Source organism: Gordonia sp. CNJ-863 (assembly GCF_001942325.1).
In the GTDB taxonomy this organism is placed as follows: domain Bacteria; phylum Actinomycetota; class Actinomycetes; order Mycobacteriales; family Mycobacteriaceae; genus Gordonia; species Gordonia alkanivorans.
Genome location: NZ_MKKG01000010.1, coordinates 80,366 through 106,109, shown reverse-complemented (window position 1 = coordinate 106,109; position 25,744 = coordinate 80,366). Strand labels below are relative to the sequence as shown.

The 25,744-nt window shown below is 67.5% G+C and carries 25 protein-coding genes and 4 pseudogenes; 13 read left to right on the top strand and 16 right to left on the bottom strand.

Annotated features, from left to right (window positions below):
• Positions 1–139: 139 nt before the first annotated feature.
• The 8 genes and pseudogenes from BJF87_RS05860 to BJF87_RS05825 all read left to right on the top strand — a co-directional run.
• A pseudogene (locus BJF87_RS05860) lies at positions 140–859 on the top strand (alpha/beta hydrolase); the annotation flags it as partial.
• A 50-nt stretch (positions 860–909) separates the two neighbouring features.
• Positions 910–1,722, top strand: coding sequence for a tyrosine-protein phosphatase (locus BJF87_RS05855; protein ID WP_075862802.1), 813 nt, complete (start codon positions 910–912; stop codon positions 1,720–1,722).
• A gap of 136 nt (positions 1,723–1,858) precedes the next feature.
• Positions 1,859–2,464, top strand: coding sequence for a TetR/AcrR family transcriptional regulator (locus BJF87_RS05850; RefSeq protein ID WP_075862808.1), 606 nt, complete (start codon positions 1,859–1,861; stop codon positions 2,462–2,464).
• 148 nt (positions 2,465–2,612) lie between these two features.
• Positions 2,613–3,290, top strand: a complete 678-nt coding sequence (locus BJF87_RS05845; RefSeq protein ID WP_075862801.1) for a DUF4166 domain-containing protein — start codon at positions 2,613–2,615, stop codon at positions 3,288–3,290.
• Positions 3,291–3,360: 70 nt separating this feature from the next.
• Positions 3,361–3,837, top strand: coding sequence for an SRPBCC family protein (locus BJF87_RS05840; protein ID WP_262338881.1), 477 nt, complete (start codon positions 3,361–3,363; stop codon positions 3,835–3,837).
• A gap of 133 nt (positions 3,838–3,970) precedes the next feature.
• Positions 3,971–4,489: a DUF6764 family protein gene (locus tag BJF87_RS05835; protein WP_035752055.1), complete on the top strand. Its 519-nt coding sequence runs from the start codon at positions 3,971–3,973 to the stop codon at positions 4,487–4,489.
• A gap of 103 nt (positions 4,490–4,592) precedes the next feature.
• Entirely contained in the window at positions 4,593–5,543 is a 951-nt protein-coding gene (ppk2, locus tag BJF87_RS05830; RefSeq protein ID WP_006358304.1) for a polyphosphate kinase 2, read from the top strand.
• Between the two features lie 50 nt (positions 5,544–5,593).
• Positions 5,594–6,388, top strand: coding sequence for a hypothetical protein (locus tag BJF87_RS05825; protein WP_006358305.1), 795 nt, complete (start codon positions 5,594–5,596; stop codon positions 6,386–6,388).
• A gap of 39 nt (positions 6,389–6,427) precedes the next feature.
• On the opposite strand, the pseudogene BJF87_RS05820 reads toward BJF87_RS05825, so the two are convergent.
• From BJF87_RS05820 to BJF87_RS05805, 4 genes and pseudogenes are all read right to left on the bottom strand, one after another.
• Positions 6,428–8,103: pseudogene (locus BJF87_RS05820) on the bottom strand (thiamine pyrophosphate-binding protein).
• Positions 8,104–8,108: 5 nt separating this feature from the next.
• Entirely contained in the window at positions 8,109–8,888 is a 780-nt protein-coding gene (locus BJF87_RS05815; RefSeq protein ID WP_006358307.1) for a cyclase family protein, read from the bottom strand.
• The gene (locus BJF87_RS05810) at positions 8,885–9,583 is read right to left on the bottom strand and encodes a hypothetical protein (RefSeq protein WP_006358308.1); all 699 of its coding nucleotides are present in this window, start codon (positions 9,581–9,583) and stop codon (positions 8,885–8,887) included. The genes BJF87_RS05815 and BJF87_RS05810 overlap by 4 nt, the downstream gene beginning before the upstream one ends.
• A gap of 78 nt (positions 9,584–9,661) precedes the next feature.
• A pseudogene (locus tag BJF87_RS05805) lies at positions 9,662–11,721 on the bottom strand (prolyl oligopeptidase family protein).
• A 260-nt stretch (positions 11,722–11,981) separates the two neighbouring features.
• Between BJF87_RS05805 and BJF87_RS05800 the strand changes: the two are divergent.
• Positions 11,982–13,574, top strand: a complete 1,593-nt coding sequence (locus BJF87_RS05800; protein WP_035752130.1) for a serine hydrolase — start codon at positions 11,982–11,984, stop codon at positions 13,572–13,574.
• A gap of 7 nt (positions 13,575–13,581) precedes the next feature.
• Here the strand turns inward: BJF87_RS05800 and BJF87_RS05795 are convergent, their stop codons facing one another.
• The 3 genes from BJF87_RS05795 to BJF87_RS05785 form a co-directional block, all read right to left on the bottom strand.
• The gene (locus tag BJF87_RS05795) at positions 13,582–14,067 is read right to left on the bottom strand and encodes a DinB family protein (RefSeq protein ID WP_035752049.1); all 486 of its coding nucleotides are present in this window, start codon (positions 14,065–14,067) and stop codon (positions 13,582–13,584) included.
• Between the two features lie 82 nt (positions 14,068–14,149).
• Positions 14,150–15,430 (bottom strand): NADH:flavin oxidoreductase, encoded by a 1,281-nt coding sequence (locus tag BJF87_RS05790; RefSeq protein ID WP_006358312.1) that lies wholly within the window; start codon positions 15,428–15,430, stop codon positions 14,150–14,152.
• An 11-nt stretch (positions 15,431–15,441) separates the two neighbouring features.
• Complete coding sequence (locus tag BJF87_RS05785; RefSeq protein WP_035752045.1) at positions 15,442–16,062, bottom strand: TetR/AcrR family transcriptional regulator; 621 nt, start codon at positions 16,060–16,062, stop codon at positions 15,442–15,444.
• A 119-nt stretch (positions 16,063–16,181) separates the two neighbouring features.
• Between BJF87_RS05785 and lpdA the strand changes: the two genes are divergently transcribed.
• The 3 genes from lpdA (at position 16,182) to BJF87_RS05770 (ending at position 20,042) form a co-directional block, all read left to right on the top strand.
• Entirely contained in the window at positions 16,182–17,591 is a 1,410-nt protein-coding gene (gene lpdA, locus BJF87_RS05780) for a dihydrolipoyl dehydrogenase (RefSeq protein ID WP_035752043.1), read from the top strand.
• 192 nt (positions 17,592–17,783) lie between these two features.
• Positions 17,784–19,022, top strand: a complete 1,239-nt coding sequence (locus BJF87_RS05775) for an amidohydrolase family protein (protein WP_006358315.1) — start codon at positions 17,784–17,786, stop codon at positions 19,020–19,022.
• Positions 19,023–19,157: 135 nt separating this feature from the next.
• Positions 19,158–20,042, top strand: coding sequence for a DNA-3-methyladenine glycosylase (locus BJF87_RS05770; protein WP_006358316.1), 885 nt, complete (start codon positions 19,158–19,160; stop codon positions 20,040–20,042).
• Here the strand turns inward: BJF87_RS05770 and BJF87_RS05765 are convergent.
• The 9 genes and pseudogenes from BJF87_RS05765 to BJF87_RS05730 form a co-directional block, all read right to left on the bottom strand.
• Positions 19,963–20,838, bottom strand: coding sequence for an ABC transporter permease (locus BJF87_RS05765; protein ID WP_006358317.1), 876 nt, complete (start codon positions 20,836–20,838; stop codon positions 19,963–19,965). The genes BJF87_RS05770 and BJF87_RS05765 overlap by 80 nt on opposite strands.
• Complete coding sequence (locus tag BJF87_RS05760; protein ID WP_396246693.1) at positions 20,835–21,362, bottom strand: AAA family ATPase; 528 nt, start codon at positions 21,360–21,362, stop codon at positions 20,835–20,837. The genes BJF87_RS05765 and BJF87_RS05760 overlap by 4 nt, the downstream gene beginning before the upstream one ends.
• Positions 21,341–21,496: pseudogene (locus BJF87_RS27190) on the bottom strand (ATP-binding cassette domain-containing protein); the annotation flags it as partial. The gene BJF87_RS05760 and the pseudogene BJF87_RS27190, both read right to left, overlap by 22 nt.
• A gap of 62 nt (positions 21,497–21,558) precedes the next feature.
• Entirely contained in the window at positions 21,559–22,038 is a 480-nt protein-coding gene (locus BJF87_RS05755; RefSeq protein ID WP_006358319.1) for a hypothetical protein, read from the bottom strand.
• A gap of 83 nt (positions 22,039–22,121) precedes the next feature.
• The gene (locus tag BJF87_RS05750; protein WP_006358320.1) at positions 22,122–22,787 is read right to left on the bottom strand and encodes a metalloregulator ArsR/SmtB family transcription factor; all 666 of its coding nucleotides are present in this window, start codon (positions 22,785–22,787) and stop codon (positions 22,122–22,124) included.
• Positions 22,788–22,826: 39 nt separating this feature from the next.
• Positions 22,827–23,171, bottom strand: coding sequence for a cupin domain-containing protein (locus tag BJF87_RS05745; RefSeq protein WP_006358321.1), 345 nt, complete (start codon positions 23,169–23,171; stop codon positions 22,827–22,829).
• Entirely contained in the window at positions 23,168–23,986 is an 819-nt protein-coding gene (locus tag BJF87_RS05740) for a class I SAM-dependent methyltransferase (RefSeq protein WP_006358322.1), read from the bottom strand. The genes BJF87_RS05745 and BJF87_RS05740 overlap by 4 nt, the downstream gene beginning before the upstream one ends.
• A 28-nt stretch (positions 23,987–24,014) precedes the next feature.
• Positions 24,015–24,683, bottom strand: coding sequence for a class I SAM-dependent methyltransferase (locus tag BJF87_RS05735; RefSeq protein WP_006358323.1), 669 nt, complete (start codon positions 24,681–24,683; stop codon positions 24,015–24,017).
• A gap of 26 nt (positions 24,684–24,709) precedes the next feature.
• On the bottom strand, positions 24,710–25,246 hold the full coding sequence (locus tag BJF87_RS05730) for a carboxymuconolactone decarboxylase family protein (RefSeq protein WP_035752040.1): 537 nt from the start codon (positions 25,244–25,246) through the stop codon (positions 24,710–24,712).
• A gap of 25 nt (positions 25,247–25,271) precedes the next feature.
• Here BJF87_RS05730 and BJF87_RS05725 point away from each other — a divergent pair, with 25 nt between their 5' ends.
• The gene (locus BJF87_RS05725; protein ID WP_006358325.1) at positions 25,272–25,736 is read left to right on the top strand and encodes a MaoC family dehydratase; all 465 of its coding nucleotides are present in this window, start codon (positions 25,272–25,274) and stop codon (positions 25,734–25,736) included.
• The last annotated feature ends 8 nt before the right edge of the window (positions 25,737–25,744 follow it).

The following is a 25,744-nucleotide window of genomic DNA, read 5'->3' as shown; positions in this document are numbered from 1 at the left end:
GGTCCTGTCGGTGTGAGTGATGAGGTGTAGGGGCTTTCATCTTCACACCACAGGACCCGCCCGCATCCCCGGCTCGCCGCCGCCGAACCCGACCTACATCTTGTGCCCGGTAGAACCCGTTCTACGCACCGTCAATCAGGAAGAGCCCGATATCGTCGACTTCGTCGACGACAAAAATGTCAACGTCGTCGTTCCCATGCGCGGCGCGTACAGCTATTACACCGATTGGGTGAGGGTTGATCCGGTCCTCGGTCGCAACAAATGGACGACCTTCCTGACCAGGGAGCTCCCACCGGTCATCGATGACAAGCTCAGCACCAGCGGCGTCAATGCCATCGCCGGCATCTCGATGGCGGGAACCTCGGCGCTGAGCCTCGCCGAGGCCGCTCCCGGCCTCTACACCGCGGTGGCGTCGTACAGCGGCTGCGCGGAGACGAGCACCAACATCGGCCGACTCGCGATCCAGGCGGTGGTCGAACTCCGCGGTGGCGGTGACGTGACCAATATCTGGGGGCCGATCGGGTCGCCGGCGTGGCGGGAGCACGACCCGGTGGTCAACGCCGGCAAGCTCCGCGGGAAGTCTATCTACATCAGTTCGGGCACCGGCCTGCCCGGCCCGCACGATCGGCTCACCGGCGCGGGGATCGATGGCGACACCGTCATCTACGCCGATCAAATAGCGGTGGGCGGTGCCATCGAGGCGGCGACGTATCACTGCACGCAGAACCTCGAGAAGAGGCTCAAGCAGCTACGCATCCCCGCGACGTTCGATTACGAGCCCGGGACGCATTCGTGGCCGTATTGGCAGGACCAGCTGGCCAAGTCGTGGCCGATGCTCGAGCGTGCTCTGACCCGCTGATCGACCGGCTGGACGCCGGTGAGGCGTGTTCATCTGCAACGATGAGTCGCGTGACTGTGACACCCGGTGCGCCGAGCCCGATCGGCAGCCTCCCGAATCTGCGTGACCTCGGCGGCTGGCGGACCGCCGACGGGCGAGTGGTGCGATCCGGGTTGCTGTTCCGGTCGACGGACTTCTCGTCGCTCACCGACTCCGATGTCGCCGCCCTCGAGGGCCTCGGCCTGCGCACGGTCTACGACCTCCGTTCGGTGCACGAGAGGGAGGCCATCCCGGACCCGTCCCTGCCCGATGTCACCGAGGTCGGGCTCGACGTGCTCGCCGACGCGCAGATGTCGATCCCGGCCAACATCGGTGCCGTACTTGCCGATCCGGCCGTGGTCGCCCAGGCCGACGAGGTCCTGTCCGGCGGCAAGGCGCGCGAGATGATCTCCGGGACCTACCGCGAGATGATCACCCTGCCGAGTGCCACCGCCGCCTACTCGGAGTTCTATCGCGGACTCCTCGGCGACGCGCCGAGCCCGATTCTCTTCCACTGCACGACCGGCAAGGACCGCACCGGTTGGGCCGCCGCGGCATTTCTCACCCTGGTCGGGGTGGGTGAAGAGGACGTCTACCGCGACTACCTGCTGACCAACGAGCGCCTCATCCCGGCGCTGAAGCACATCTTCGACGGCTTCGCGGCCGCGGGCGGCGACCCGCAACTTCTCGTCGGCGTTCTCGGCGTCGACGCGGGATACCTCGACGCGGCCTTCGACGAGGTGCGGACCAGATACGGCGGCATCGAGGGGTACTTCAGCGAGGCGCTCGGAATCGGTACCCGCGAGCAGGACAAGATCCGCGAACGTTTCCTCGTCGAGGCCTGACCCGGCCTATCGGAAGACCATGCACGTGGCCGTGGCGCGTGCGACCAAGGTCTGCGTACCCGGTCGGACACGCCTCCCGGGCGATCGGGCTATGTATAGTCGCATAGACCACCCGGACGAGATGAAGGAGCAGGTCATGGCGCCGCATTCCGCCGAATCCGTCATCTCCGGTTCGGATGAGCGTGGTCCGCGTGAGCGGATGATCGTCCATGCCGCGGACCTGATCGGCCGCGACGGTGTCGCCGGGACCTCGATCGGCGACGTCATCTCCGCGAGCGCCGCGCCCCGCGGGTCCATCTACCACCACTTTCCCGGCGGCAAGACGCAGCTCATGACCGAGGCGGTCCGGTACGCGGGAGACTTCATCGCCGAGCGGCTCGCGCGCCGGGCCACGCTCACCCCCGCCGAGACGGTTCGCGAGATCGGCGGCGTGTGGCGGCGCATGCTGGTCAACACCGACTTTCAGTTCGGTTGCCCGGTCATGGCCGGCGGCCTGGCGCGTCGCGGCGAGCCCGAGGTGGCCGACACCGCCGCCGAGATCCTCCGCCGCTGGGCCGATCTGATCACCGCCCGGCTCGTCGTCGACGGTGTGGACAGCGAGCGCGCCGATTCGCTGGCGAACCTGATCGTGGCCGCCATCGAGGGGGCGGTCGCACTCTGCCAGACGCAGCGCAGCGTCGAACCGCTCGATCGCGTCATCGCCGAACTGGCCGCGCTCTGCGACGCCGCGGTCTACCGGTAGGCATTCCCGCCGGTTCTGACGAACCCGCAGACCTGGTCATCTGTACGTCGTTGGCTTGCGGCGGGCTCCGTAGTAGGTTCACGGTGGCGCCACCTCGGTGGCAGTACGCCGTGTGAACGACGCTGGGCCGAGTTCGGGAGGGGACACGATGACGCCGGTCTTCCGGCATGAGCTGGGCTCGGACTTCGACCGCCTCCACCCCAACGTCGCATGGCGTTACGGCATCGACTCCACCTCCGGGGTCGCCCAGATCTGCCACGGCATGTACGAGTCGGTGTACGTGTCCTCGGTCCTGCCCCCACCGGCTCTCTGGCACTACGCCAAGCGGAACGCCCTGCCGTCCAAGACCAGTCGGATGGTCCCGTTCACCCAGGCCTACTACTGCTACGTCGATGAACTCGAGCGCGAGTCCCTCGCGGTACTGCGGACCTTCCGGTACACGACCGGCCCGCGCAAGCTCAACTCCCTCCTCGTCGCGGGACGCAGCGGACTCGTCGACTACTTCGGCGACGGACCCGAGTTCCTCTATCCGATCGAGCCGTCGGTGACCCCGGCCGGCGAGCTGCTCCTCGAGAGCGGACCGATGCGCTGGCTGGGGCGCGGACCGAAGGTGGGCATGAAGGGCCTCTTCACCGCGCAGATGAACTACATCGAGGGGTGGGACGAGAAGCGCGAACGCTTCCGCTGTGACATGACGGTTCGCAATCCGGTCATCGGCGAGATCATGCATTTCCGAGGATGGTTCACGGCGGCGGACCAGGCGTGCACACTCCGCGACATCCCCGACGAGGCGTGGCCGGTGAACCTCGTCGACCGGGAGAGCTGATCCCCGTCGAGGCGCGAGCTGGGTGAACCTGGTCACCCGACCAGGACGAATCCCGACGGCGCACGGTTCGGTGTGTGCCCGCGGAGGCCGGACGGTAGGTTCACCCCATGCTGTCTCCGCGAACATCGAATTCCACATCGCCGCCCCGGTCTCGGTGGTGATGGAAGTACTCATGGACATCGAGTCCCTCCCCGAGTGGTCGGGCCCCCACAAAGAGGCCGAGATCATCGACGAGCACGACGACGGCGCACCGAGGACCGTGCGCATGGTGGTCACCGCGGCGGGTATCTCCGACGAACAGACCTGTACGTACGAGTGGACCGACACGACCTGCGAATGGCGCCTGATCAAGTCGAATCAGCTCAGTGAACAGCGCGGCAAGTACACCGTCACCGCGACCGACACCGGTTCGCACGTGCACTTCGACCTGGAGGTCGATCTCAAGATCAAACTGCCCGGATTGATCGTCAAGCGCGCCCAGAAGATGGCCGTCGACACCTCGCGCAAGGGGCTCACCGCCGAAGCCGAGAAGCGCGCCGCCGGCTGAGCAAACCGCGCCCGAACCGGGTCGCCGTCATCCGGACGGTGTCGACCCGACGATCCCCCGGGTGGCCCGCGCGGACCGCGGGTACCCTGGGATCGTCATCAGCCCAGCCGTTGCACCATGGAGGCCAAATCCCTTGAAAATGAACAAATTTGCCGTCCGGGCGTTGGTCTTCCTCGCCGGTGGCGCCGGTTGTGTCGCATTCGCCGGGTTGTCCGGTGAGGGTGTCGCATCGGCTGTTCAGTGCACGGCGTCGAACGGGCAACAGATCGAACGGGTCGTAGGTGCGAGCGGTTGCGGCGCCAAGGCCGGATTGGGTAGCCGCGCGACCGCCGAGGACCGCAGTGGCAACGGCACGGCCATCTCCGTGTCGGACAACGGCGGCAACGCCTCGTCGTACAACCTGCAGCCGGGCTCGTCGGCCCTCGCAGGTGCCAACTCGCGCGGCGTGGCGTACTCGGTGACCACCGGTCCCAAGGCGCTGTCGATCGCGCAGGCGCGGCGCGGCGGCACCACGGTGGCGGTCGGCGGCTGGGGTGGCCAGGCCTACGCCGGACCCGACGGCGCGGTGTGCAGCGGCGGCTTCGCGGCGGCCTTCGATTCGGTTACCGGTAAGGCCTGCCTGCATTCGGGTTCCATCGATCTGCGCAACTGACCGGTCGGCTCGTCCACCGATCTGAGACCAAACCCGCCCGACGCGGCGCGTCGTTCACCGGCGCGTCGGGCGTGGTCCACCCGGTCGTCCTATCGTTGGGATCGTGACCGATCTACACGACGCAGACCCCCACGTCGGCCCGGACTTCAGTGTCCTGAACGGCCGAGAGGCACTTCAGCAACTCGTCGACCTGCACGATGTCACCCAGTTCACCGTGAACGACGACGATGACGACGACCCCGTCCTGCTGACGCTGCCGCATCGCAACGTGGTCGACACCTGGCGTCAGGACTACCCGTACTCCGAGCGCATGAGCCGGCGCGAGTACGAGGTCACCAAACGTCGCCTGCAGATCGAGTTGCTCAAGCTCCAGAAGTGGTCCAAGCAGACCGGGCAGCGCCACCTGCTGGTCTTCGAGGGTCGTGACGCCGCCGGCAAGGGCGGCACGATCAAACGCTTCAACGAACACCTCAACCCGCGTGGTGCTCGCGTGGTCGCCTTGGAGAAGCCGAGCGAGCGCGAGGCGACCGAGTGGTACTTCCAGCGCTACGTCCAGCACCTGCCGGCCGGTGGCGAGATGGTCTTCTTCGACCGGTCCTGGTACAACCGGGCCGGCGTCGAACGCGTCATGGGTTTCTGTAATCCGCAGCAGTACACACAGTTCATGTCGCAGGTCCCGGCCTTCGAGAAGATGCTCGTCGACGACGGCATCAACCTGGTGAAGTTCTGGTTCTCGGTGACCCCGCTCGAGCAGCGCACGCGGTTCGCCATCCGCCAGATCGATCCCGTCCGGCAGTGGAAGCTCTCGCCGATGGACCTCGCCTCGCTCGACAAATGGGACGCCTACACCGAGGCCAAGGAGGCGATGTTCGCCGCCACCGACACCGACCACGCGCCGTGGACGGTGGTGAAGTCCAACGACAAGAAGCGTGCCCGCATCAATGCGATGCGGTACGTGCTCAGCCTGTTCGAGTACGACGGCAAGAACCACGACTTCGTCGGTCGACCGGATCCGCTGATCGTCGGGCGTGCCGCGGACGTCGTCGGGGAGTAGCAGTCGGGGCTCGGTAGCCTCGTGGGGTGCGAAGCTTTCTGAGTGCTCTGATGACGCTCGTCGCGATGGCGGCGACCGTGCTCGCGGTCCCGGCTCTGTGGCTGGACCTGCGTATCGTCGACCAGGACGGATTCGTCTCCACCGTCGCGCCGATGGCCGAGAACCAGAAGGTGAAGGACTACCTCGCCGACGAGATCGCCGCCCAGGCCACCGCCCGCACCGATCTCCCGATCGCGGGTGCGCTGGTGCGTCCGCTGGCCGCGACGTACACCGACAGCGAGCAGTTCCGGCTCGACTTCGCCGATGTGGTCGGCCAGCAGCACGCCTGGCTGTTCACCGAACCCGCACCGGGTGAGGACACGTCCGTCATGCAGCTCGACATCACCGCGATGATCAACCGGGCGCTCAATCTGACCGGCACCCCGAACGAGATCTCGGGACCGGTCGTCGTCGAATTGACCAACGGGGCTTCGGGTCTCGAGGCCGGTAGATACGCCGAGGTCGGCAGCCAGATCACCATGCTAGCCCGGGGTGCGGCGGCGGTCGCGGTCATCGCCGGACTCCTCGCCCTTCTGCTCGCGCACCGGCGCAGCACGGTCTTCGCCTGGCTCGGGCTGGGCGCTGCCGCGGCCGGGGTCGCGAGCTGGGTCATCGGCCTGTTCTTCGCCGACCGCGCCAAGCAGGAGGTCGCGGGTGCCGAATCATCGGGTCGGCAGGTGGCCGAGCTGATCATCGACGGGGCCTACTCCGACCTCACCCAGGTCGCGCTGATCGTCGGCGGGGTGGGCGTCGCGATGGTCGTTGTCGGGCTCATCGGCCGGATGGTCTTCGCGGGCCGGCGCTGAGCCGTCCCGCTCCCTCCAGCCGCGAGCGAAGCGAGCCTCTCAGTGCCCGGCGAAGGCCTCGGCGAGCCACCAGGATCCGCCGTCGTTCGTGATCTTGGCGTCGATGACCAGCGGGCCGGACGGTTCGGGGGAGTCGAGTGAGGCGACCCAGCGTCGAACCTCGTCGAGGTCGTCGAACCCGGTGACCGTCACGCCCGTCGCGCCGTGGCCGCGGGCGATGGCGGCGATGTCGGTCTCGGGGAAGGTCACCGTCGTCATGTCGGCGTCGCCGAAATGGTGTACCTCGGCGCCGTACGCGGAGTCGTTGTAGACGATCACGACGAGCGGAAGTGCCAGGCGGACGGCGGTTTCCAATTCGGAGATCGCCATCAGGAAACCGCCGTCACCGGTGCCGAGGACAGGCAACCGGGCGGGTTGGGCGATCGCCGCGCCGATGGCCGTGCCCAGTCCGACGCCGATCGACTGGAATGCCTGGGTGAAGCAGAAGCCGAACTCGTCGGGCACCGACAGATGCGTCGACGGGTACCCCATGAAATTGCCCGAGTCGATGGACAGGATGCGGTCGGCAGGCAGGATCTCGTCGAGAGCAATGCTCAACGCGCGCGGATCGATTCGGCCGTCGACAGGCTCGGCGGTGACCGGGACGTCCTGCCACCGCGCCGACGCGGCGATCCGTTCGGCCACATCATCGGTCCGGTATCCGTTGTGCGACAGCGGATCACCGGAAAGTGCGGCGAGCGCGTCGGCTGCGGTTGCTGCGCAGTCTCCCACCACGCCGACGTCGACCGGGCGGTGCGCGCCGATCGCCTCGACCTCGACATCGACCTGGGCCACCACGGTCTGGTCGCCGATGAGCCGGCCGTGCCGCATCGTCCACATGTTGAGCGCGCATCCCCACCCGACGATGAGGTCGCGCCGGCGATGAGCTCCGCGGTCGTCGGCGACGAGAAGCCGCCGGAGATGCCCAGCGAGAACGGATTTCCGGCGAAGAGGCCGTTGGCGACCGCCGACGTGGCGAGCAGCGCACCACTTGCCTCCGCGAGCTCCGCGATCTGCGGACCGGCCTCACGACCGCCCCGTCCGGCGACGAAGACCGGCCGGCGGGCCGCGCGAATCGCCGCGACGAGGGTTTCCGCCGACGCGGCGTCGGGCCGGATCCGCGGTGCCCCGAACGAAGCGGCGACCGGCCCGGGCACCTCGACCGGTGCCGCGGCCACGTCGATCGCGATGTTGAGCACGACGGTCCGGCGCTGGGTCACTGCGGTCCGGTACGCCCGGGTCACATCGGCGACCACGGTGTTCGGGCCGTAGACGCGGTCGCTCACCGCGCCCACGCTCGTCGCCAGTTCGTCCTGGTCGATCCGGAAGTTCGACTGCAGCGCGGCAGCCGGGGCGTCGGCGGTCAGCACGATCATCGGGGTACGACTCTTCGCCGCCTCGCCGATGCCGGTGACCGCGTTGGTCAGACCGCAACCCTGGTGCACCGTCAGCACACCCACCCGTCCAGACATGCGCGAGTAGGCGTCGGCCATGGAGGCCGCGCCACCCTCGTGGCGTGCCGCGGTGAATCCGACCCCGCCGGCGCGCAGCGCGTTGGTCATGACGAAGTTGCCGCTGCCGACGACCCCGAACGCGTGACCGACGCCCAGATCGGCGAGAACACGGCCCGCGACGTCGGCGACCGTCGGGCCGTACGTTGTCGCTGAGGCCGTCACGCCGATCAGCTCTCGACGATGGCCAGCACCCGCGACGGGCTGCCGGTACCGCCGACGATCGGGAGCGGACTGACGACGATCACGGCACCGGTGGCGGGCAGCGCACCGAGGTTCCGCAGCGAGGTGAGGCCGTACTTGTCGTTTCCGAGGAAGTGGTAGTGGACGGGGAAGGCCGGCTCGAAACCACCTGCGAGACCTGCGTCGACACCGACGGTCTCGACGCCGAGTCCGGTGATCTGCCGCTGCACGGCCAGCCACTCGGCGCATTCGACCGAGACGCCCGGGGTGTGCGAGCCGGTCTCGTCGGCGTTGAGGAACTCCGCTTCCGACCCACCTCGTGATTCCCATCCGGTGCGCAGCAGGAGCCAGGCACCCGGCAGCAGTTCGCCGTGCTCGGCCTCCCATGCTTCGACGTCGGCGACCTCGAGCAGATAGTCGGGGTTGTCGGCGACCTTCGCGGTCAGGTCGAGGACGGCTGCCGGACCGATCAGCCGCTGCACGGGGATCTGGGAGACGTCGTCACCGTCGCGACCGCTGATCCAGTGGATCGGTGCGTCGAGGTGGGTGCCGATGTGCTCGCCGGTGTGGATGTTGTTGTGCCGCCAGTATGGTCCGGGTTCGTTGTAGGCGCTGACCTCTTCGAGGCTGAAGTCGATCAGGTTCGCGAACGGGGCCGGCAACCGCAGGGCTGGGGTCGAACTCGACAGCGGGGTGGTCAGGTCTATCACCCGGAGGGATCCGTCGGCGAGGCCGGTGAGGAAACCGGGCAGGGCGGTGGCGGTCACTTGCGCGCGCCCCGCCAGTTCATGCCCCAGCCGTAGGCCTCGTCGATCTTGTCCTGAGCGCCTCGGATGTAGCGCACCTCGCGGTTGATCACCAGTTCGCCGCCGCGGTTCTCGAGCAGCGCGATGGCGCAGGAGATCGCGGACTGGTCGGCCTCGTCGAGTCGGACCTCGATCTGCGGTCCGCTGACCGGCGACAACGTGACGACGCCGTTGGCGCTGGCCCAGTTCGGCGTGCCCTCGTAGATGTAGGCGAAGATCAGGATTCGACGGATTCGGTTCGTGGCGGCGAGGTCGATGTACATGTTCTCGCCGCCGGCGCCGCTCCGGTCATCACCGTCGAGGTAGATGATCGGCTCCCCGTCGCGGGGAGCCCGGAACGAATTGCCCAGGGCCTGGACGATTCCCTTGCTGCCGTCGGTGAATTCCCACAGGCAGGCGAGGTCGAGGTCGATGCCCTTGGCCTTGCGGAAGAAGCCGCCGCCGGAGGAGTTCGCGGTCCAGCTGAGGTTGACGCGCACCTGACCGGTGGCCGCGCCCTGCTTGCTCAACGAGATGCTCGGCGCCGACTTGGTCAGCGTGATCTTGGAGAGCGACACCGGCTGGGCCGGCGGCTGCTGGCCGTGACCCGGAGCCGGAGGCTGTGCGGGCGGTTGCGGGGGTTGGGCTTTCGGGCGCTTGGTGTAGTCGATCCCCATCAGGTTTCCTCATCTCGTCGTGGGCGGCATCGTTGTCGGTCGCGGTGATCTGCTGCCCAGGGTAGTGGAGCTGCGACCTCAATCCGCCTGAGGAGCGAGCGTCCGCCACAGGAACTCGAACGCGAGCGCGGACTTGAACGCTGCCTGTTTGTTGTCCGCGGCGCCGCCGTGGCCGCCCTCGATGTTCTCGTAGTAGAGAACCTGGTGACCGCTTTCCTCCAGCCGCGCAACGAGTTTGCGGGCGTGGCCGGGATGGACGCGGTCGTCGCGGGTGGACGTCGTGACCAGGATCGGCGGGTACGAGGCGCCGGGATCGATGTTCTGGTATGGCGAGAACGGCTTCATGAACTCCCACTGTTCGGGATCGTCGGGGTCGCCGTACTCGGCCACCCACGACGCGCCGGCGAGGAGCAGGTGATAGCGCTTCATGTCGATCAGCGGGACCTGACACACCAACGCGCCGAAGAGTTCCGGGTATCGGGTGAGCATGACGCCCATGAGGAGTCCGCCGTTGGAACCGCCCTGTGCGCCCAGCTGTTCCGGAGTGGTGAGGCCCCCGTCGACGAGGGCACGTGCCACGGCGGCGAAGTCCTCGTACACCTTGTGGCGTCCGGCCTTCTGCGCCTGCGTGTGCCACGACGGACCGTATTCGCCACCGCCGCGAATGTTCGCGATGACGTAGATGCCGCCGCGCTCGATCCAGTTCTTGCCCGACAACGAGAGGTAACTGGGTGTGAGCGAGTTCTCGAACCCGCCGTAGCCGTAGAGCAGGGTGGGACCGCTGGTCACCTCCCGTCACGGATCACGAAGTAGGGAATCTGTGTTCCGTCGTCGGAAGTGGCGAAATGCTGCTCGGCGATCACCGATTCGGAGTCGAAGTACGTCGGGCTGCGCTTGATGACCTCCGGCGCGGTCCCGTTGCTGTGCAGGAGGCTCGGCGGATCGGTGAACGAGGTGGCCATCCAGAACACCTCGTCACTCTCGTCCGGATCGGTGTCGAGCACGGACACGGTGGCGAGGCCCGGGAGGCCCGGGAAGTCGATGACCTCCCAGCTGCCGAGCTTGCGCACCTCGACCATGGTGTGCACGTCGTGCAGCGTCACGATGATGAGTTGCGAACGCGTGTAGGCATAGTCGACGAGACTCGTGTGGGCATCCGGGGTGAACAGCACGGTCGCCTCGCGGCCACCGGCCCGGTAGTCGTCGTAGTCGAAGGCCAGCAGGGTGCCCGGCGCATGGGTCGTACCGTCGACCGTCCACTCCGACCGCGTCATCACCAGCAGCCAGTTCATCCGCACACCGGCGTGGGCATCGGTCGGGACGTCGATGAGTTCCGTTTCGCCGTCGCGTAATTCGAACATGAGCGAGTTGAAGAAGTCCGTCGAACGCAAGATGAAATGTCGCTCGAAGCCGGGGGTGTCGTCGTAGATCGCGTGCACCGACACGTCGCTCTTCTCGCCGGCGAAGACGGTGGTCGCGGCCTCCAGCGGGGTGCCCCGCGACCAGCGTTTGACCACGCGGGGATAGCCGGAGTCGGTCAACGACCCGACGCCGTCCGGTTGATCGCCGAAATCGGTTCCGACATAGACGGTGTCGCGGTCGATCCAGCGCACACTCGACTTGTTCTCCGGCAAGGAGAAGCCGTCGGTGATCCACTGCCGCGTCGGGATGTCGAACTCGCGGATCACGCTCGCGTCGGCACCGCCCCGCGACAGCGAGACCAGCGCGCGTTCGTACTCGGGACGGAGCACCGTGGCCCCCGACCACACCCAGTTCTCGTCCTCGGTGCGCGCGAGTTCGTCGACGTCGAGGATGATCTCCCACTCGGGCGCATCGGTCACGTAGGACTCCAGCGTCGTCCGCCGCCAGAGCCCGCGGGGATTGGTCGCGTCGCGCCAGAAGTTGTAGAGGAACCCACCGCGACGCCGGACGAACGGAATCCGGTCGTCGGTGTCGAGGATCGCCAGCGCCGACGCCTCCATGTCGCGGAAGCGGTCCGACGACGAGAGCTTCTCGACGGTCGGGTCGTTGTGGGAGCGTACCCAGGCCAGCGCGTCGTCGCCGGTGACGTCCTCGAGCCAGAGGAACGGATCGTCGGTGTCGGTGCTGGTGGAGATGCCGTCGGCGTGCTCGGTCATGGCGTCCAACTTACGCGGGACGGGTGCAGGTCACCGCCGGTGCGGGACCCGCCCTCGTCACGTCTGTGCCCATCCAGGCCGAAATCGTGCCGGTGGACCACGGAATGTGCACGTCAGGGCGTCTTCGCGGTATCTTTCTCCGCGAGGATGAGGAGATCCGCATGCCCACTACCGATTCGGTCCCTGTCCGACGCTCCGGCCCCGACACCGACTCCGCCGCGGGGCGACAATCACGATGGCGCGGCCCGGGATGGGGACGCGTGTCACTCGCGGCCTGCTCGGCCCTGTCGGTGATCGCCCTCGTCGCTGCGTGCGACACGGCCTCGTCCGGCACCGGCAACCCGCCGACCGAACCGTCGGGGGCGTCGGCGCTGGTGAACCCGAACGCCGTGGACGCGATGCCGCTACCCGACGGTGCGGTGGACAAAGCGGTCGGGCAGCTCGACGGGCTCGCCGAGTCGTTGATGTCGTCGACGGGTCTGCCCGGACTCGCGGTGGCGGTGGTGTCGGGCGGAGAGACGAAGTATGCGAAGGGGTTCGGGGTCAAGGACCTGACGACCGGGCAGAAGGTCGATCCGAACACGGTCTTTCAGCTCGCGTCTGTGTCGAAGTCGGTCGGATCGACGGTGGTCGGCGCGGCGGTCACCGACAAGACGGTTGCCTGGGGCATGCCGATCGTCGAGGGGCTGCCCTGGTTCGCGCTCGCCGAACCGTACGTCACCCGGACCGTGACCGTCGGCGACATGTACTCGCACCGATCCGGTCTGCCCGATCACGCCGGCGACAAGCTCGAGGACATGGGCTACTCGCAGACCGAAATCCTCCAGCGGCTTCGGTTCATGCCTCTCGACCCGTTCCGGATCAGCTACGCGTACACCAACTTCGGTGTCACCACCGGTGGTGAGGCAGTCGCCGCGAAGGCGGGCAAGGACTGGCCGACGCTGTCGCAGGACCTCATCTACGGGCCGCTGGGCATGACCAGCACCAGTTCCCGCTACGCCGACTTCGAGAAGCGGGCCGACCGAGCCGTCGGGCACATCAAGATCGACGGCAAGTGGGCCAAGACCGACATCCCCCGTGACCCCGACGCCCAGTCGCCGGCCGGCGGGGTGAGCTCCACGGTCAACGACATGGCCGTCTGGCTGAAGATGGTTCTGGCGCAGGGCAAGCACAACGGCGCCGAGATCGTCGCGCCGGACGCCCTGCTGCCGGCGGTCTCTCCGCAGATCGTGTCCAACCCGCCGGCGTCGCCGGACGACCGTGCCGGGTTCTACGGGCACGGCTTCAACGTCGGCGTCACCACCGATGCGCGCACCCAGTTCAGCCATGCCGGCGCCTTCGCCTCGGGTGCTGGAACCTCGTTCTCGATCCTGCCGTCCGCGGACACGGCGATCGTGGTGCTGTCCAACGCCGCACCCATCGGGGCGGTCGATGCACTCGCCGCGGAGTTCATGGATCTCGTGCAGTTCGGTGAGATCCGCAGCGACTGGCGTGCGCTGTACGCCAAGGCATATGCGCCGCTGAGTGTGCCCAGCGGCGACCTCGTCGGAAAGCAGGCACCGGCGAATCCTGCTCCGGCCCAGCCGTTGCCGACATTCGTCGGCACATATGCCAACGCAGTCTACGGACCGGCCGAGGTCGTCGAACGGGACGGCAAGCTGTTCCTCGAGATGGGTCCCGGTGGAGTCCGCAAACACGAACTCGCACACTGGGATCGGAACATCTTCACCTTCACCCTGCACGACGAGAACGCCGAACTCGGCAGCATCTCCCAGGTGACCTTCGACGGCCCGAAGATGACGATCGAGTACTACGACGACGAAGAGAGCGACGGGGTCTTCCTGCGCAGCTGAGGCCGGTTCAGCGGCCCGTCCGGCCGTCGACGCCCTCGCGGATGATGTCGAGATGGCCTGCGTGGCGGGCGGTCTCCTCGATCATGTGGGTCAGCGCCCACCGCATCGACGGTGAGGATCGTCGGCCGGCGGCCCTGGGCGCGGGCTCGCCGAGGTCAGCGTAGGCCTCGATGACCGCGTTCGCCTCGGCCACCGCCTGCCGGTAGCCGGCCTGGATGCCGGGCACCGTATCCGACTCCCCGCAGGTGAACGTCGCCTTCCAGTCGGCGGTGTCCTCGCCGAGGAAGAAGAACCGTTCGACGAAGGTCAGGTGCCGCACCAGCCCGAGGAGGTTGGTGCCCGACGGCACGGCGGCTGCGCGCGCGTCGGCCTCGTCGACACCGTCGAGTTTCGACACCGCCGACGAGCGCAGGTAGTCGAGGAAGCCGACGAGAACTTCCTTCTCCGTTCCGCCGGTCGCCGGCGGCGGTGTGTCCTTGCGGCGAGGAGCCATGGGGTCACCATAGGCGGGAGCACGGCGCACTTGTCGCGTATCGGTGCGGTCGGCGCCACGACACGCGACAGCTACCGCGGCGTCAGCTGGCCGGGCCGCTCACCGACGACGAGACCGCGAGGGGATCGGGCACCTCGCCGGTGCGGATCGGGCACCGCGTGTGCGAGTAGATCGTCGGCATGCAGAGGTTGCAGTGCACGCACTTCGACGTCGTCGACGGGTCTGCGGCGATCCGCAGCGGCAGATCCGGCTCACGGAGGACCGCCCGGCCCATCGCCATGAATTCGAACCCCTCGGCCATCGCGGTGTCCATCGAGGCCCGGTCGGTGATTCCGCCGAGCAGGATCATCGGCAGGTCGACGGCCTTCCGCAGTTCCCGCGCGAGCGGCAGCAGGTAGCCGTCGTGGTACTGATAGTGCTTGAGGAAGATCGGCGCGAAAGCCTTGAGCCCGTACTTCATCGGACCGGAGAAGGCGGCGGCGAACTCCTTGCGCGGCGCCTCGCCGTGGAACAGGTACATCGGGTTGAGCAGCGAGCTGCCCGCGGTGGGTTCGATGGCGTCGAGATGGCCGTCGGACTCCAGCAGCTGCGCCACCTGGCAGGCCTCGTCGACGTTGAAGCCGCTGAGCTTGGCGCGGCCCTTCGTTCGTGCCTCCGGCGACCGTTCGATGTCGGGCTTGCCGACGCCGTCGTAGGTGTTGAGCTTCACCCAGATCGCGGCCTCGTCCCCGACCTCCTCACGCACGCTCTCGACGACCTCGCGTGCCATACGCGCGCGGTTGACCAGGCTGCCGCCGTACCCGTCGCGGCGGTGGTTGAGCAGGGGAGACAGGAAGCTGGAGATGAGATAGTTGTGGCCGCAGTGGATCTCGAGCCCGTCGAAGCCGGAGTCGACGGCGATGCGGGCGGCCTGCCGGAACTTCACCCGCAGCTCGGCGATGTCGGAGACGCTCGCCTTGTGGGTCAACGACATCCCCATCGGCGCGGGGATTCGGCCCGGACCCCAGGCCTTGGCACGGTTCGACACCGAGTTCGCGACCGCGCCGGCGTGGCCGAGCTGTGCGGCGGCGAGTGCGCCTTCGGAGTGGATGGCGTCGGTCAGCTTGCGCAGTCCGGGCATCGCCTCGGGACGCATCCAGATCTGGTGGCGGTCGGTGCGGCCCTCCGGTGAGACCGCGCAGTAGGCGACGGTGCTCATCGCGACACCGCCGGCCGCGACCTCACGGTGGAACTCGACGAGTTCGTCGGTGACGAGCGCGTCGGGCGTCATGCCCTCGAAGGTGGCGCACTTGATCAGTCGGTTCCGCAGGGTGAGCGGGCCGAGCTGTGCTGGGCTGAACGGTCCGGCGTCGGGGCTGTCCACGTCGGTTCCTCTCAATCGGTTTCTTGTTCGGACGGGCTGGGGTCTGGTGGCGCCGACAGTCCCGCGGTGACGAACCCCGCGAGGGCGTCGACGGCCTGGGCGTCGAGTGGCTCGGAGCTGCCGAAGCGCAGGAGGATCAGCTGGAAGGCGAGTGCCCAGCGGCGCCGTGCCGCGCGGGAGGGCAGTCCGGGGATGGCGTCGAGCAGGAGGTCGGCGAACGGATCGAGGCCGAACCACCGGGCGGTCCAGCCGACCGTCGGGTGGGTCAGCACGAACCGCGACAGCAGGCGCAGGTGTAGGTGCCCGGTCGGATCGCACTGGAGATCGACGAACGGCGCGAGCAAGACGTCGACGACGTGGCGCACCGAATCGTTCTCGGGATCGATCGAGGCCAGCGCGTCTGCCCAGCACGGTGCCAGCCGGGATTCGAGAAGGGCGATGGTCAGATCGTCCTTGGTCCCGAAGTGGTAGTGCACGGCCGCGGGGTTTGCGTCGGCGGCGGCGCAGATCGCGCGGACCGACACCTTGTCGTAGCCCTCGGCCAGGAACAACCGTTCGGCGACGACGAGCAGGGTCTCGCGGGTACCGGGCGAGCCGGTCCCGGACGGCGTCGCGTCGGTGGTCTGGGTCACAGTGGGATGGAACCACAGATCAAACAGCGTTTCAAACAGTGATTGAAATCGTGGTGGTGTTACCAGGGAGTAGCGGGACGGACTGCGACGGACCATCGACGGGACGTAGGGTGGCAGGCGTGGCTGAACACTTTCAAACAGTTGTATTGGGTGCAGGTCCAGGTGGGTACGTAGCCGCGATCCGGTCGGCTCAACTGGGCATGAAAACCGCTGTCATCGAGGAGAAGTACTGGGGCGGTGTGTGTCTCAACGTCGGATGTATCCCGTCCAAGGCGTTGCTCCGTAATGCCGAACTGGCACACATCTTCAATCACCAGGCCAAGACCTTCGGCATGAGTGGCGACGTGTCCTTCGACTTCGGCGCGGCGTTCGACCGCAGCCGCAAGGTCTCGGACGGCATCGTCAAGGGCGTCCACTACCTGATGAAGAAGAACAAGATCACCGAGATCGACGGTTACGGCGTGTTCACCGATGCCAAGACCATCAAGGTCCGCGGCGGAGACGCATCTGATTCCACAGATCAGGAGATCACCTTCGACAACGTCATCATCGACACCGGCTCGACCGTGAAGCTCCTGCCGGGCGTCGAATTGTCGGAGAACGTGGTCACCTACGAAACCCAGATCCTCACCCGGGAGCTGCCCGAATCCATCGTCATCGTCGGCGCGGGTGCCATCGGTATGGAATTCGGCTACGTGCTCGCCAACTACGGCGTCGACGTCACCATCGTCGAGTTCCTCGACCGCGTCCTGCCGAACGAGGACGCCGACTCGTCGAAGGCCGTCGCCAAGGAATACAAGAAGCTCGGCGTCAAGCTGCTCACCTCCACCAAGGTGCAGTCGGTCACCGACAACGGCGACAGCGTCACCGTCAGCTACAAGGACGCCAAGGACAAAGAAGGCGAGCTGACCGTCGACAAGGTCCTCATGTCCGTCGGTTTCGCCCCCCGCGTCGAGGGTTTCGGTCTGGAGAAGACCGGCGTCGAACTCACCGATCGCGGCGCGATCGCCATCGACGACCACATGCGCACCAATGTCGAGGGCATCTACGCCATCGGTGACGTCACCGCCAAGCTGCAGCTCGCCCACGTTGCCGAAGCGCAGGGTGTGGTGGCTGCCGAGACCATGGCCGGCGCCGAGACGATGACCCTGGGCGATTACCGCTTCCTGCCGCGTGCCACCTTCTGCCAGCCGCAGGTCGCGTCGTTCGGTCTCACCGAGGCGCAGGCCAAGGACGAGGGCTACAACGTGAAGGCCACCACGTTCCCCTTCACCGCCAACGGCAAGGCGCAGGGTCTCGGTGAGACCGCGGGCTTCGCCAAGCTGGTCACCGACGCCGACACCGACGAGCTGCTCGGCGGCCACGTGGTGGGTGACGGTGCGTCCGAGCTGCTCCCGGAGATGACGCTGGCCCACAAGTGGGATCTCACCGCCAAGGAGTTGGCCCGCAACGTGCACACCCACCCGACGATGTCGGAGGCGCTGCAAGAGACTTTCCACGGCGCGATCGGGCACATGATCAACCTGTAGAAGTCCACTTCGCAAAGTGAGGGATTCGTGCCGGAAAAACGGTATGAATCCCTCATTTTGTTTGCGTGGTTCCGGCGAGTGGCAATTTCGTGCCTATTCCGAGGAACAAATCTGCGCATGAATGCGGGACCCGGTGTGAGGTTCTCCCTCGGATGCCGGGAAAAGAATGAATACACGGTATAACCAAAAGTCATGACCACAACGATCCTTCACAATGCTCGCCTGATCGACGGGACCGGCGCCGACCCGATCGCCGACGCGGTCGTCGTGATCGACGATGGCAAGATCGCCTACGCCGGTGCGGCTTCCGGTGCCCCGCAGATCGACGAATCGGCGAAGCCGGTGAAGGTGGATGTCGGGGGCAACACCGTGACCCCCGGGTTCTTCGACTGCCACGTGCATCTCTCGCTGCCGGGCACCAAGGGCTCGCCGATCATGGCCGCGATGGTGCCGGCGTCGTACCGTTTCTTCGAGCTCATCGACCGGCTCAAGACCACCATCGAGGCCGGTGTCACCACCGTCCGCGACCTCATGGGTGTCGACGTGGGCGTCCGCGACGCCGTCGCCCACGGTCTGGTCGCCGGCCCGCGTCTGCTGGTCGCCGACAAGATGCTCAGCCAGACCGGTGGTCACGCCGACTTCCACATCCCGTCGGGCCTCAGCGGAACCGGCCTGATCGGCGGTGAGCTGGTCGACACCGTCGACGAGGCGCGCAAGGCCGTCCGCGAGCTGCTCCGCAGCGGCGTCGACGTCATCAAGGTCGCCTCCAGCGGCGGTGTCTCCTCGCCCAGCGACGATCCGGACTGGCTGGGTGCCCGCACCGAGATCGTCGCCGCGCTGGTCGAGGAGGCCGAGAACTACGGCGGACGCAAGGTCGCCGCGCACGCGATCGGTTTCCTCGGTATCCAGGCCGCCGTCCAGGGTGGCGCGCACTCCATCGAGCACGGGTACGCACTCACCGACGAACTCCGGACGGAGATGGTCGAGCGCGGTCAGTTCCTGGTCCCCACTCTGATCGAGACCCTGAAGCCGGACACCGCGACGCCGCAGGCGGTCGCCAAGTCCGAGAAGTGGCACAAGCTGGCTCACGAGTCCATCGCGGCGTCGGTCGAGGCCGGGATCAAGGTCGCCGTCGGCACCGACGCCGGTCTGGTCCCCGACCACGGTGCCACCCTCGGCGAGCTCGGCTGCCTGGTGAAGTTCGGTGGCATGACCCCGATGCAGGCGATCGTCGCCGGCACCAAGACCTCCGCCGAGCTCTGCGACGTCGCCGACAAGCTGGGCACCCTGGAGGCGGGCAAGCTCGCCGACGTCGTCGTCGTCAAGGGTGATCCGCTCGCCGACATCGACTCGCTCGCCGACCACGACAACATCCTTCTGGTCCTCAAGGAGGGCAAGACCGCTTCCAACCGTGGCGGTTACGCGGTCTGATCGGTTTCGACCGACGCATCTCGCGAGAGCCGTCCATTCGCTGAACGACAGACGAATAGGACGCACGTCAGCGAGTGCATTCTCGGAGAATTCGACGAGAAACGGACTGCGCGGGGGCGGGCTACGCTCGGAACGGTGAGTGCCGACGAGCGTGCCCGGGAATGGGAGTTGCCATGGCAGCTCGACGTCCGTGGCACCGTCGGCCATCTCCGACGCGGAGCCGGCGACCCCACGTTCGTCTACGGCAACGACGGGTCGATCTGGCGTTCGGTGCAGACCCCCGACGGGCCCGGCACGGTGACGCTGCGCATCGACGGTTCGCGGGTGCTGGGACGCGCCTGGGGGCCCGGCGGCGACTGGTTGCTCGAGCAGTTGCCGGACTTCCTCGGCGCCTCCGACGAGCCGGAGGCGATGGCGGTGCACGACGACGTGGTCGCCGGACTCGTCCGTCGCTCGGCGGGCCTGCGGATCGGCCGCACCGATCGGGTGTGGGAGGCGCTGGTACCGGCGATCCTCGAGCAGAAGGTGGTCGGGGCGGAGGCCTTTCGCGCCTGGCGATATCTGGTCCGACGCTTCGGCGAGCCGGCGCCGGGTCCGGTACCCGGCACGATGCGTGTACCGCCGCCGCGGGCCGCGTGGGCGGACATCCCGTCGTGGGAGTGGCACCGTAGCGGCATCGAACCCGTGCGCATGCGCACGATCCGCGGGGCGACCGCGATGGACGTCGAACGTCACCACGATCGGCTCCGGCTCCTGCGGGGCGTGGGGCGCTGGACCGAGGCGGAGACGCGCGCCCGGGCCGTCGGCGACACCGATGCGGTGTCGGTCGGCGACTATCACATCCCGACGCTGGTGGGCCTGACCCTCATCGGCGAACCGGTCGACGACGCGGGCATGCTCGAGCTACTGGAACCCTATGCCGGACAACGGCGTCGGATCATCAGGATGGTGGAGCTGCACGGCGTCCGGCGAGAACGGCGCGGACCGCGGATGACGGTGCGCGACTACCGGTCCTTCTGACCCGGAACGTCAGCGAGACACATCCGAGGACGAAGAGGGCCACCGCGACCGCGCCGCAGTAGAGCAGCCCGCCGGTGGGACCCCACGGCGGCATGAATGCGAGTTCCTGCCCGGTGCCGAAGGTTCCGTTGAGGAAGGGCATGTACTGCTGCAGCGTGTAACCGTCGGGAACCAGGCTGATCGCGTTCTCGATGACGTACGTCCAACCGAGGAGGGCCACAACGGTTCCTGCCGGGTGTCCGATGATCGCTGCGAGTCCGATGCCGATCCCGACGGTGAACACCGCGAAGACGGGTACCGCGATCAGGAAGCGGAGGCCCTCGGGTGAACCGATGTCGACGCCGCTGTAGACCTTCGGGAAGAAGGTGGGCAGGATCGCCATGACCAGCGCGACCAGTGCGGCGCTGCACAGCGCGGCACCGACGCCGTAGGCGATCCACCGGGACACCAGACCGGTCCAGCGCCGCGGGTAGAGGTGGCGGGCGAGTTCTCCCAGCGCGCCGCGCTCGGCGGTCGCCTGTGCGTAGGCGGCGACGACGGCCCAGATCATCACGGTGAAGGTGATGACCCAGTAGACCGAGTTGGTGGTGGTGACCGAGGTGACCTGGATGCTCCCCGAGATCGACGCGAATCGTTCGGCGACGGTGGCGACGCCGAGGGTGATGACAAGGGGTAGCAACACCGCGCCCGGGATCAATCCGTAGAGCAGGATGCTGCGTGCACCGCCGACGCGGGTGAGTTCGGCGCGTGTGCCGCGACGTATCTGGCCCGCGACGCCGGCGAGTGTGGTGGTCATGCGATGACTCCTGCCGGGGTGTGCCCGCCCACCGCGGCGAGGTAGGCCTCCTCGAGATCGGCGTGCCCGCCGACGAACTCGGTCAGCGGCGCATCGGCCGCGATCCGGCCGGAGTCGAGCACGACGACGCGGTCGGCGGTGCGGGCCACCTCGTCGAGGTGATGCGAGGCGATGAGCAGGCGGCGGCCGTCGCCGGCGAGATCCTGCAGAAGTCCTCGCAGCCAACGGATGCCGTCGATGTCGAGACCGTTGACCGGCTCGTCGAGTATGAGGGTCCGCGCATCGCCCAGGAGGGCGGCAGCGATCCCGAGTCGCTGGCGCATGCCCAGGGAGTAGTCGACGACGCGGCGGCCGGCGACGTCGGTGAGTCCGACGAGGTCGAGCACCTCGCGACCCGGCCGGTCGGGATCCCACCGGCCCGTGCCAGCCAGGTCAGGTGACGCCGTGCGCTGTGGCCGGGGTGGGCGTCGTCGGTGCCCAGGTGCATACCGATCACCGTGGACGGTGAGTCGAGTTCGGTGAATCGCTTGCCGTCGATCAGGATTCGGCCCGACGCGGGAGGTATGACGCCGCAGATCGTCCGTAGCAGCGTCGTCTTGCCGGTGCCGTTGCGGCCGAGAAGGTAGACCAGCTCACCGTCGTCGACGCGGGTGGTCACCCCATCGAGAACGGCCTGCCCGCCCACTCGGACGGACAGGCCGCTGATGTCGAGCACGGCTACTAGGCGTTGCAGTAGATGTTCAGGCCGACGGTCTTGACGCCCTGGCACAGCGAGCCGGCCGCGAGCTTCCAGTTGCCGTCGAGCTTCTTGAACTCGATGGTCATGCGGATCGTGGGACGTCCGGCGGAGCCGCTGTTGAGCGTGGCGGTGGCGCTGTTGCCCTTCTGAACCAGCGGACCGGTCACCTCGTTCCAGCCGCGCGGCGCGCGGAAGAGGCCGAGCGAGTAGACGGTCTTGGGGACGATCACGGCATTCATCCCGCCCTCCACGTTGGCGGCCTTGGCCTGATCCGACGCCGGGGTCTCGACCAGGAACTCGACGATGTCGTTGAGGTCGGCGAGCGTCGGGCGGTCGGTGGTGACCTTGAAGTCCGGTGGGAAGGTCTTGGCGGCCGAGGCACCGCCGGTGGCCGCGACGAGCCCGACGACGGCCACGAGCGTCGCGAGCAGCGTGATGGTCATCCTGCGGATGAGATGCATGACGTGGGTCCCTCCTGTGTGGCGGTGGTCGTTCGCCAACGCCTTTGGAGAAACTTAATCCTTCAAATTAATTAAGGCAAGCCTCACCTGAGTGGGGCTTCAAGGCGGGTTGTACTGCGCCGCAACGGGGCCAGGCGCAGCACGATCTCGCAGTCGCCACCGGCGGGGTCGGGGGCGACGGTGACGGCATACTGCGAACTGAGCGCGGGGGAGCTGGCGGCGAGCGCCTGCTCGATGACGCCGCGGGCGACGCCGCGGGCGACCTCGGGATGCGTACGGGCGACGTCCCGCAACGGGCACGAGCAGAGCCGCAGCTCGTGAGAGCCGAAGGCGCTCATGATGTTCGAGACCTGGAATCCCAGCGCGCCGAGAGTCTCCGCGGCGACGGTCACCGGGTCGGGCAGATCGGTCGCCGACACCGGGCGCGCATGCTCCTCGGCCCAGAGGCGACCGGCCTCGGCTCCGGCATGTTCACGCGTGGCCTGCGTGCTGCCCAACTGGCCCAGGAGATGGCCCAGGAGTGCACCGGTGGGCGCCTGGCGGACCACCTGATAGCCGACGCGGGGGCGGCCGACGCCCGGCGTCGGAACGGTCGTGGTCTCGACCCGCCCCTCCTCGATCAGCTTGGCGAGGTGGAACCGGGCCGTGGTCACGTGCAGGTCGAGGCGCGTCGAGACCTCTCCGGCGACCATCGGTTCGACCGATTCGGACAGCAGGGCGATGATCTTGTCGCGCTGCTTGGCCGCCATGGTTGGTCCTCTCGATCTCGACGCGCCCCACGCCTGCTCTCAGTCCCCGGAGGGTTGCTCTCCGGTGGGATTCTCCAACACGACCAGTGTGACGACCGCATCGGTCCGCGCTTCGAGCGCATGCGGGATGTTGGCGTTCACGTGGATCGCGACGCCCGCCTCGAGGCGGGTGGTGGTCTCCCCGACGGTGAAGTCGATCTCGCCGGTCTGGCCGATGACCAGTATCGGCCGGCCGGCGCGATGGTCGGGCATCGTCTGCCCGGACAGGAACGACAGGCGGATGACGTTGCCGCCGTCGTTGCGGGAGAGAACGGAGATGTCGGGCCGGTCGCCCGCCTTGCCGGTGTTCTCGGTCAGGCCGGTGATCACGGTCGAGTCGCTCATTTCGTGGTCTCCGGCTTGGTCGCGATGACCTCGATGGCGGCCATGTGCGACTTGTACTTGGTGAACGTCGAACGCATGGCGAGGACGCGCTTGCGTGCATCGCCGTCGCGGATCACGTTGCCGACGAACTTCAGTGCGCCGAGGAGTCCCTCGTCGGCGATCACGCGACGCGGCTCGAGCAGCGCCATCTTGGCGAACTTGACCGTGGTGACCTCGAAGCCGGCGTCGGTCAGCAGCTTGCGCCACTCGGCCTCGGTCAGCGGGCGGGCGTTGACCTTGATCGATCGCGCCAGCGACTTGCGGATCTCGGTCTTCTCCTCGTCGGGGAGGGTGTCGGGATTGATCGCGAGCTCATGGATCGCGTAGCGGCCGCCGGGACGCAGCACACGGAAGGCCTCCTCGACGATCTTGGCCTTGTTTCGGTCGGACTGCATCGTCAGCATCGCCTCGCCGACGGCGACGTCGGTGCTCGCGTCGTCGAGTCCGGTGGCCGAGGCGTCGCCCGCGACGACCCGACCGCGCTCACCGATGACGCCCTTGGTGAGGACGACGGCGTCCGGGTCGTCGTCGACGCCGACGTAGCTCTTCGGCGAACGCTCGAGGATCGCGGTGGCCGTCTTGCCCAGGCCGGGGGCGATCTCGAGGACGTCGGCGCCGCTGATGCGGGCGTCGTCGAGCAGGCTCTCGGTGAGTTCGAGTCCGCCCGGCCGCAGGACTCGTTTGCCGAGTCGGGCGAGGAGCCAGTGGCCCGGCATGTCCGCGGTCTTGCGCTGGCCGAACGGCAGCAGATCCCCGGACGTAGTTTCGTTAGTCATACCTAACCTCCCTATTTCGAGGAGGACTTTACTGTAAATCCCCTGAAGTGCTCATGGACCCCGGTTTCACGGCCAGCACGTACTGTCCGTGGCCGGTGATCGTCTGCTCGATGCCCACCGCGCCCGCGGCGCGCAGGCGGTCGGTGATCGTGTCCTCGTCGAAGATGCGGAAGCCGGTCAGTCCGACGACCCGCTGGACGCCCGGAAGGGAGGTCACCACGGTCGCGACGGAGGTGAAGATGACGATCTCGCCGCCCGGCCTGGTGACCCGCACCAGTTCGTCGACGACGGGGAGCGGGTCGGGGATGAGATACAGGGCGGCCAGGCAGGTGACGACGTCGAAGGTGTTGTCCTCGAACGGGATCGAGTGGGCGTCGGCGCGGAGGAAGGCGGCGCGGTCGACGGCGTTGGTGCGGGCCGCGCGGGCGAGCATCGGGGCGGAGAAGTCGATCCCGATGCAGCGCCCGTCGCCGGTCAGGCCGTCGGCGATGAGTCGCGTGTAATTGCCTGGGCCGCAGGCCACGTCGAGGACGAGTCGGTCACCGGGGCGGGACAGGTAGGCCCGGAGTGCACGGTCGTAGTCCTCGGTGGCACGCCCACCGAGACTGAACAACCTCGTGAACGTCGGTCGCCAGAGGTTCTCGTAGATCTCGGCGAACGCGGCGTTGCGCATCAGGCGCTGGCTGATCGACTCCATCGCTCATCCCTCGTCAGGGGTGACCGTCAGGTGTGATGATCGCGCTGGATGCGGAGCGTGTGGATCGTCGTGGCCAGGCTGTCGTACTGGCCTACGAGCAGGGTGAACTCGATCAGGCGGCGATTGTCGAGATGCCGCGCCAAAGCGGCCCAGGCGATGTCGGAGACGTCCTTGGTGTCGACCAGTTCGTCGACCGCGCGGAGGATGGCCCGCTCGCGGTCGCCCCACCCGGCGTCGGGGCCGGAGAGGATGCGCTCGAACTCGGCGTCATCGATACCGGCCCGGCGCCCCAACCGGCGGTGATGGTCGAGTTCGTAGTCGCAGCCGCGGAGATGGGCCACCCGGATGATGATCATCTCGGAGTCCTTGCGCGGCAATGTCCCGAAGGGCATCAACCGGCCGCTGTAATGCAGCCAGCCGCGGAACAGTCCCTTCGCCCGGCCGAGCGTGGAGAAGATGTGGGCGTCGTCTACTCCGATGACCCGTGCAGCCCCACGCGCGAAGACGAAATTGAAGGGTCCGAGATCTCGGAGACCACCCGGTGTGACTCGCGGTGCGCTCATGGGGCCACGGTAGACTACGGCCACTATGACGAACAGCACACGGACGTTCACCAGTGTCGAGGAACTCAAGGCCGCGATCGGCGAAGACCTCGGATCGGGCGAGTGGCTGGAGATCACGCAGGAGCGGATCGATGCATTCGCCGACGCCACCGGTGACCACCAGTGGATCCACACCGATCCCGAGCGCGCGAAGTCGGGTCCGTTCGGCACCACGATCGCCCACGGCTACCTCACCGTGTCGCTGTTGCCGATGCTCGCCGGCCAGATCTTCACGATCGACGGCCCCAAACTGGTCCTCAACTACGGCATGAACAAACTGCGCTTCCCGAACCCGGTGAAGGTCGGCGCCCGCATCCGCTCCAACGCGGTGATCACCTCGATCGAGGAGACCCCCAAGGGCGTCAACATGGTCGTGACGAACACGGTCGAGATCGAGGGCGAGTCCAAGCCCGCATGCGTCGCCGAGAACCTGCGCGTCCTCGTCTACTGATCCACTCC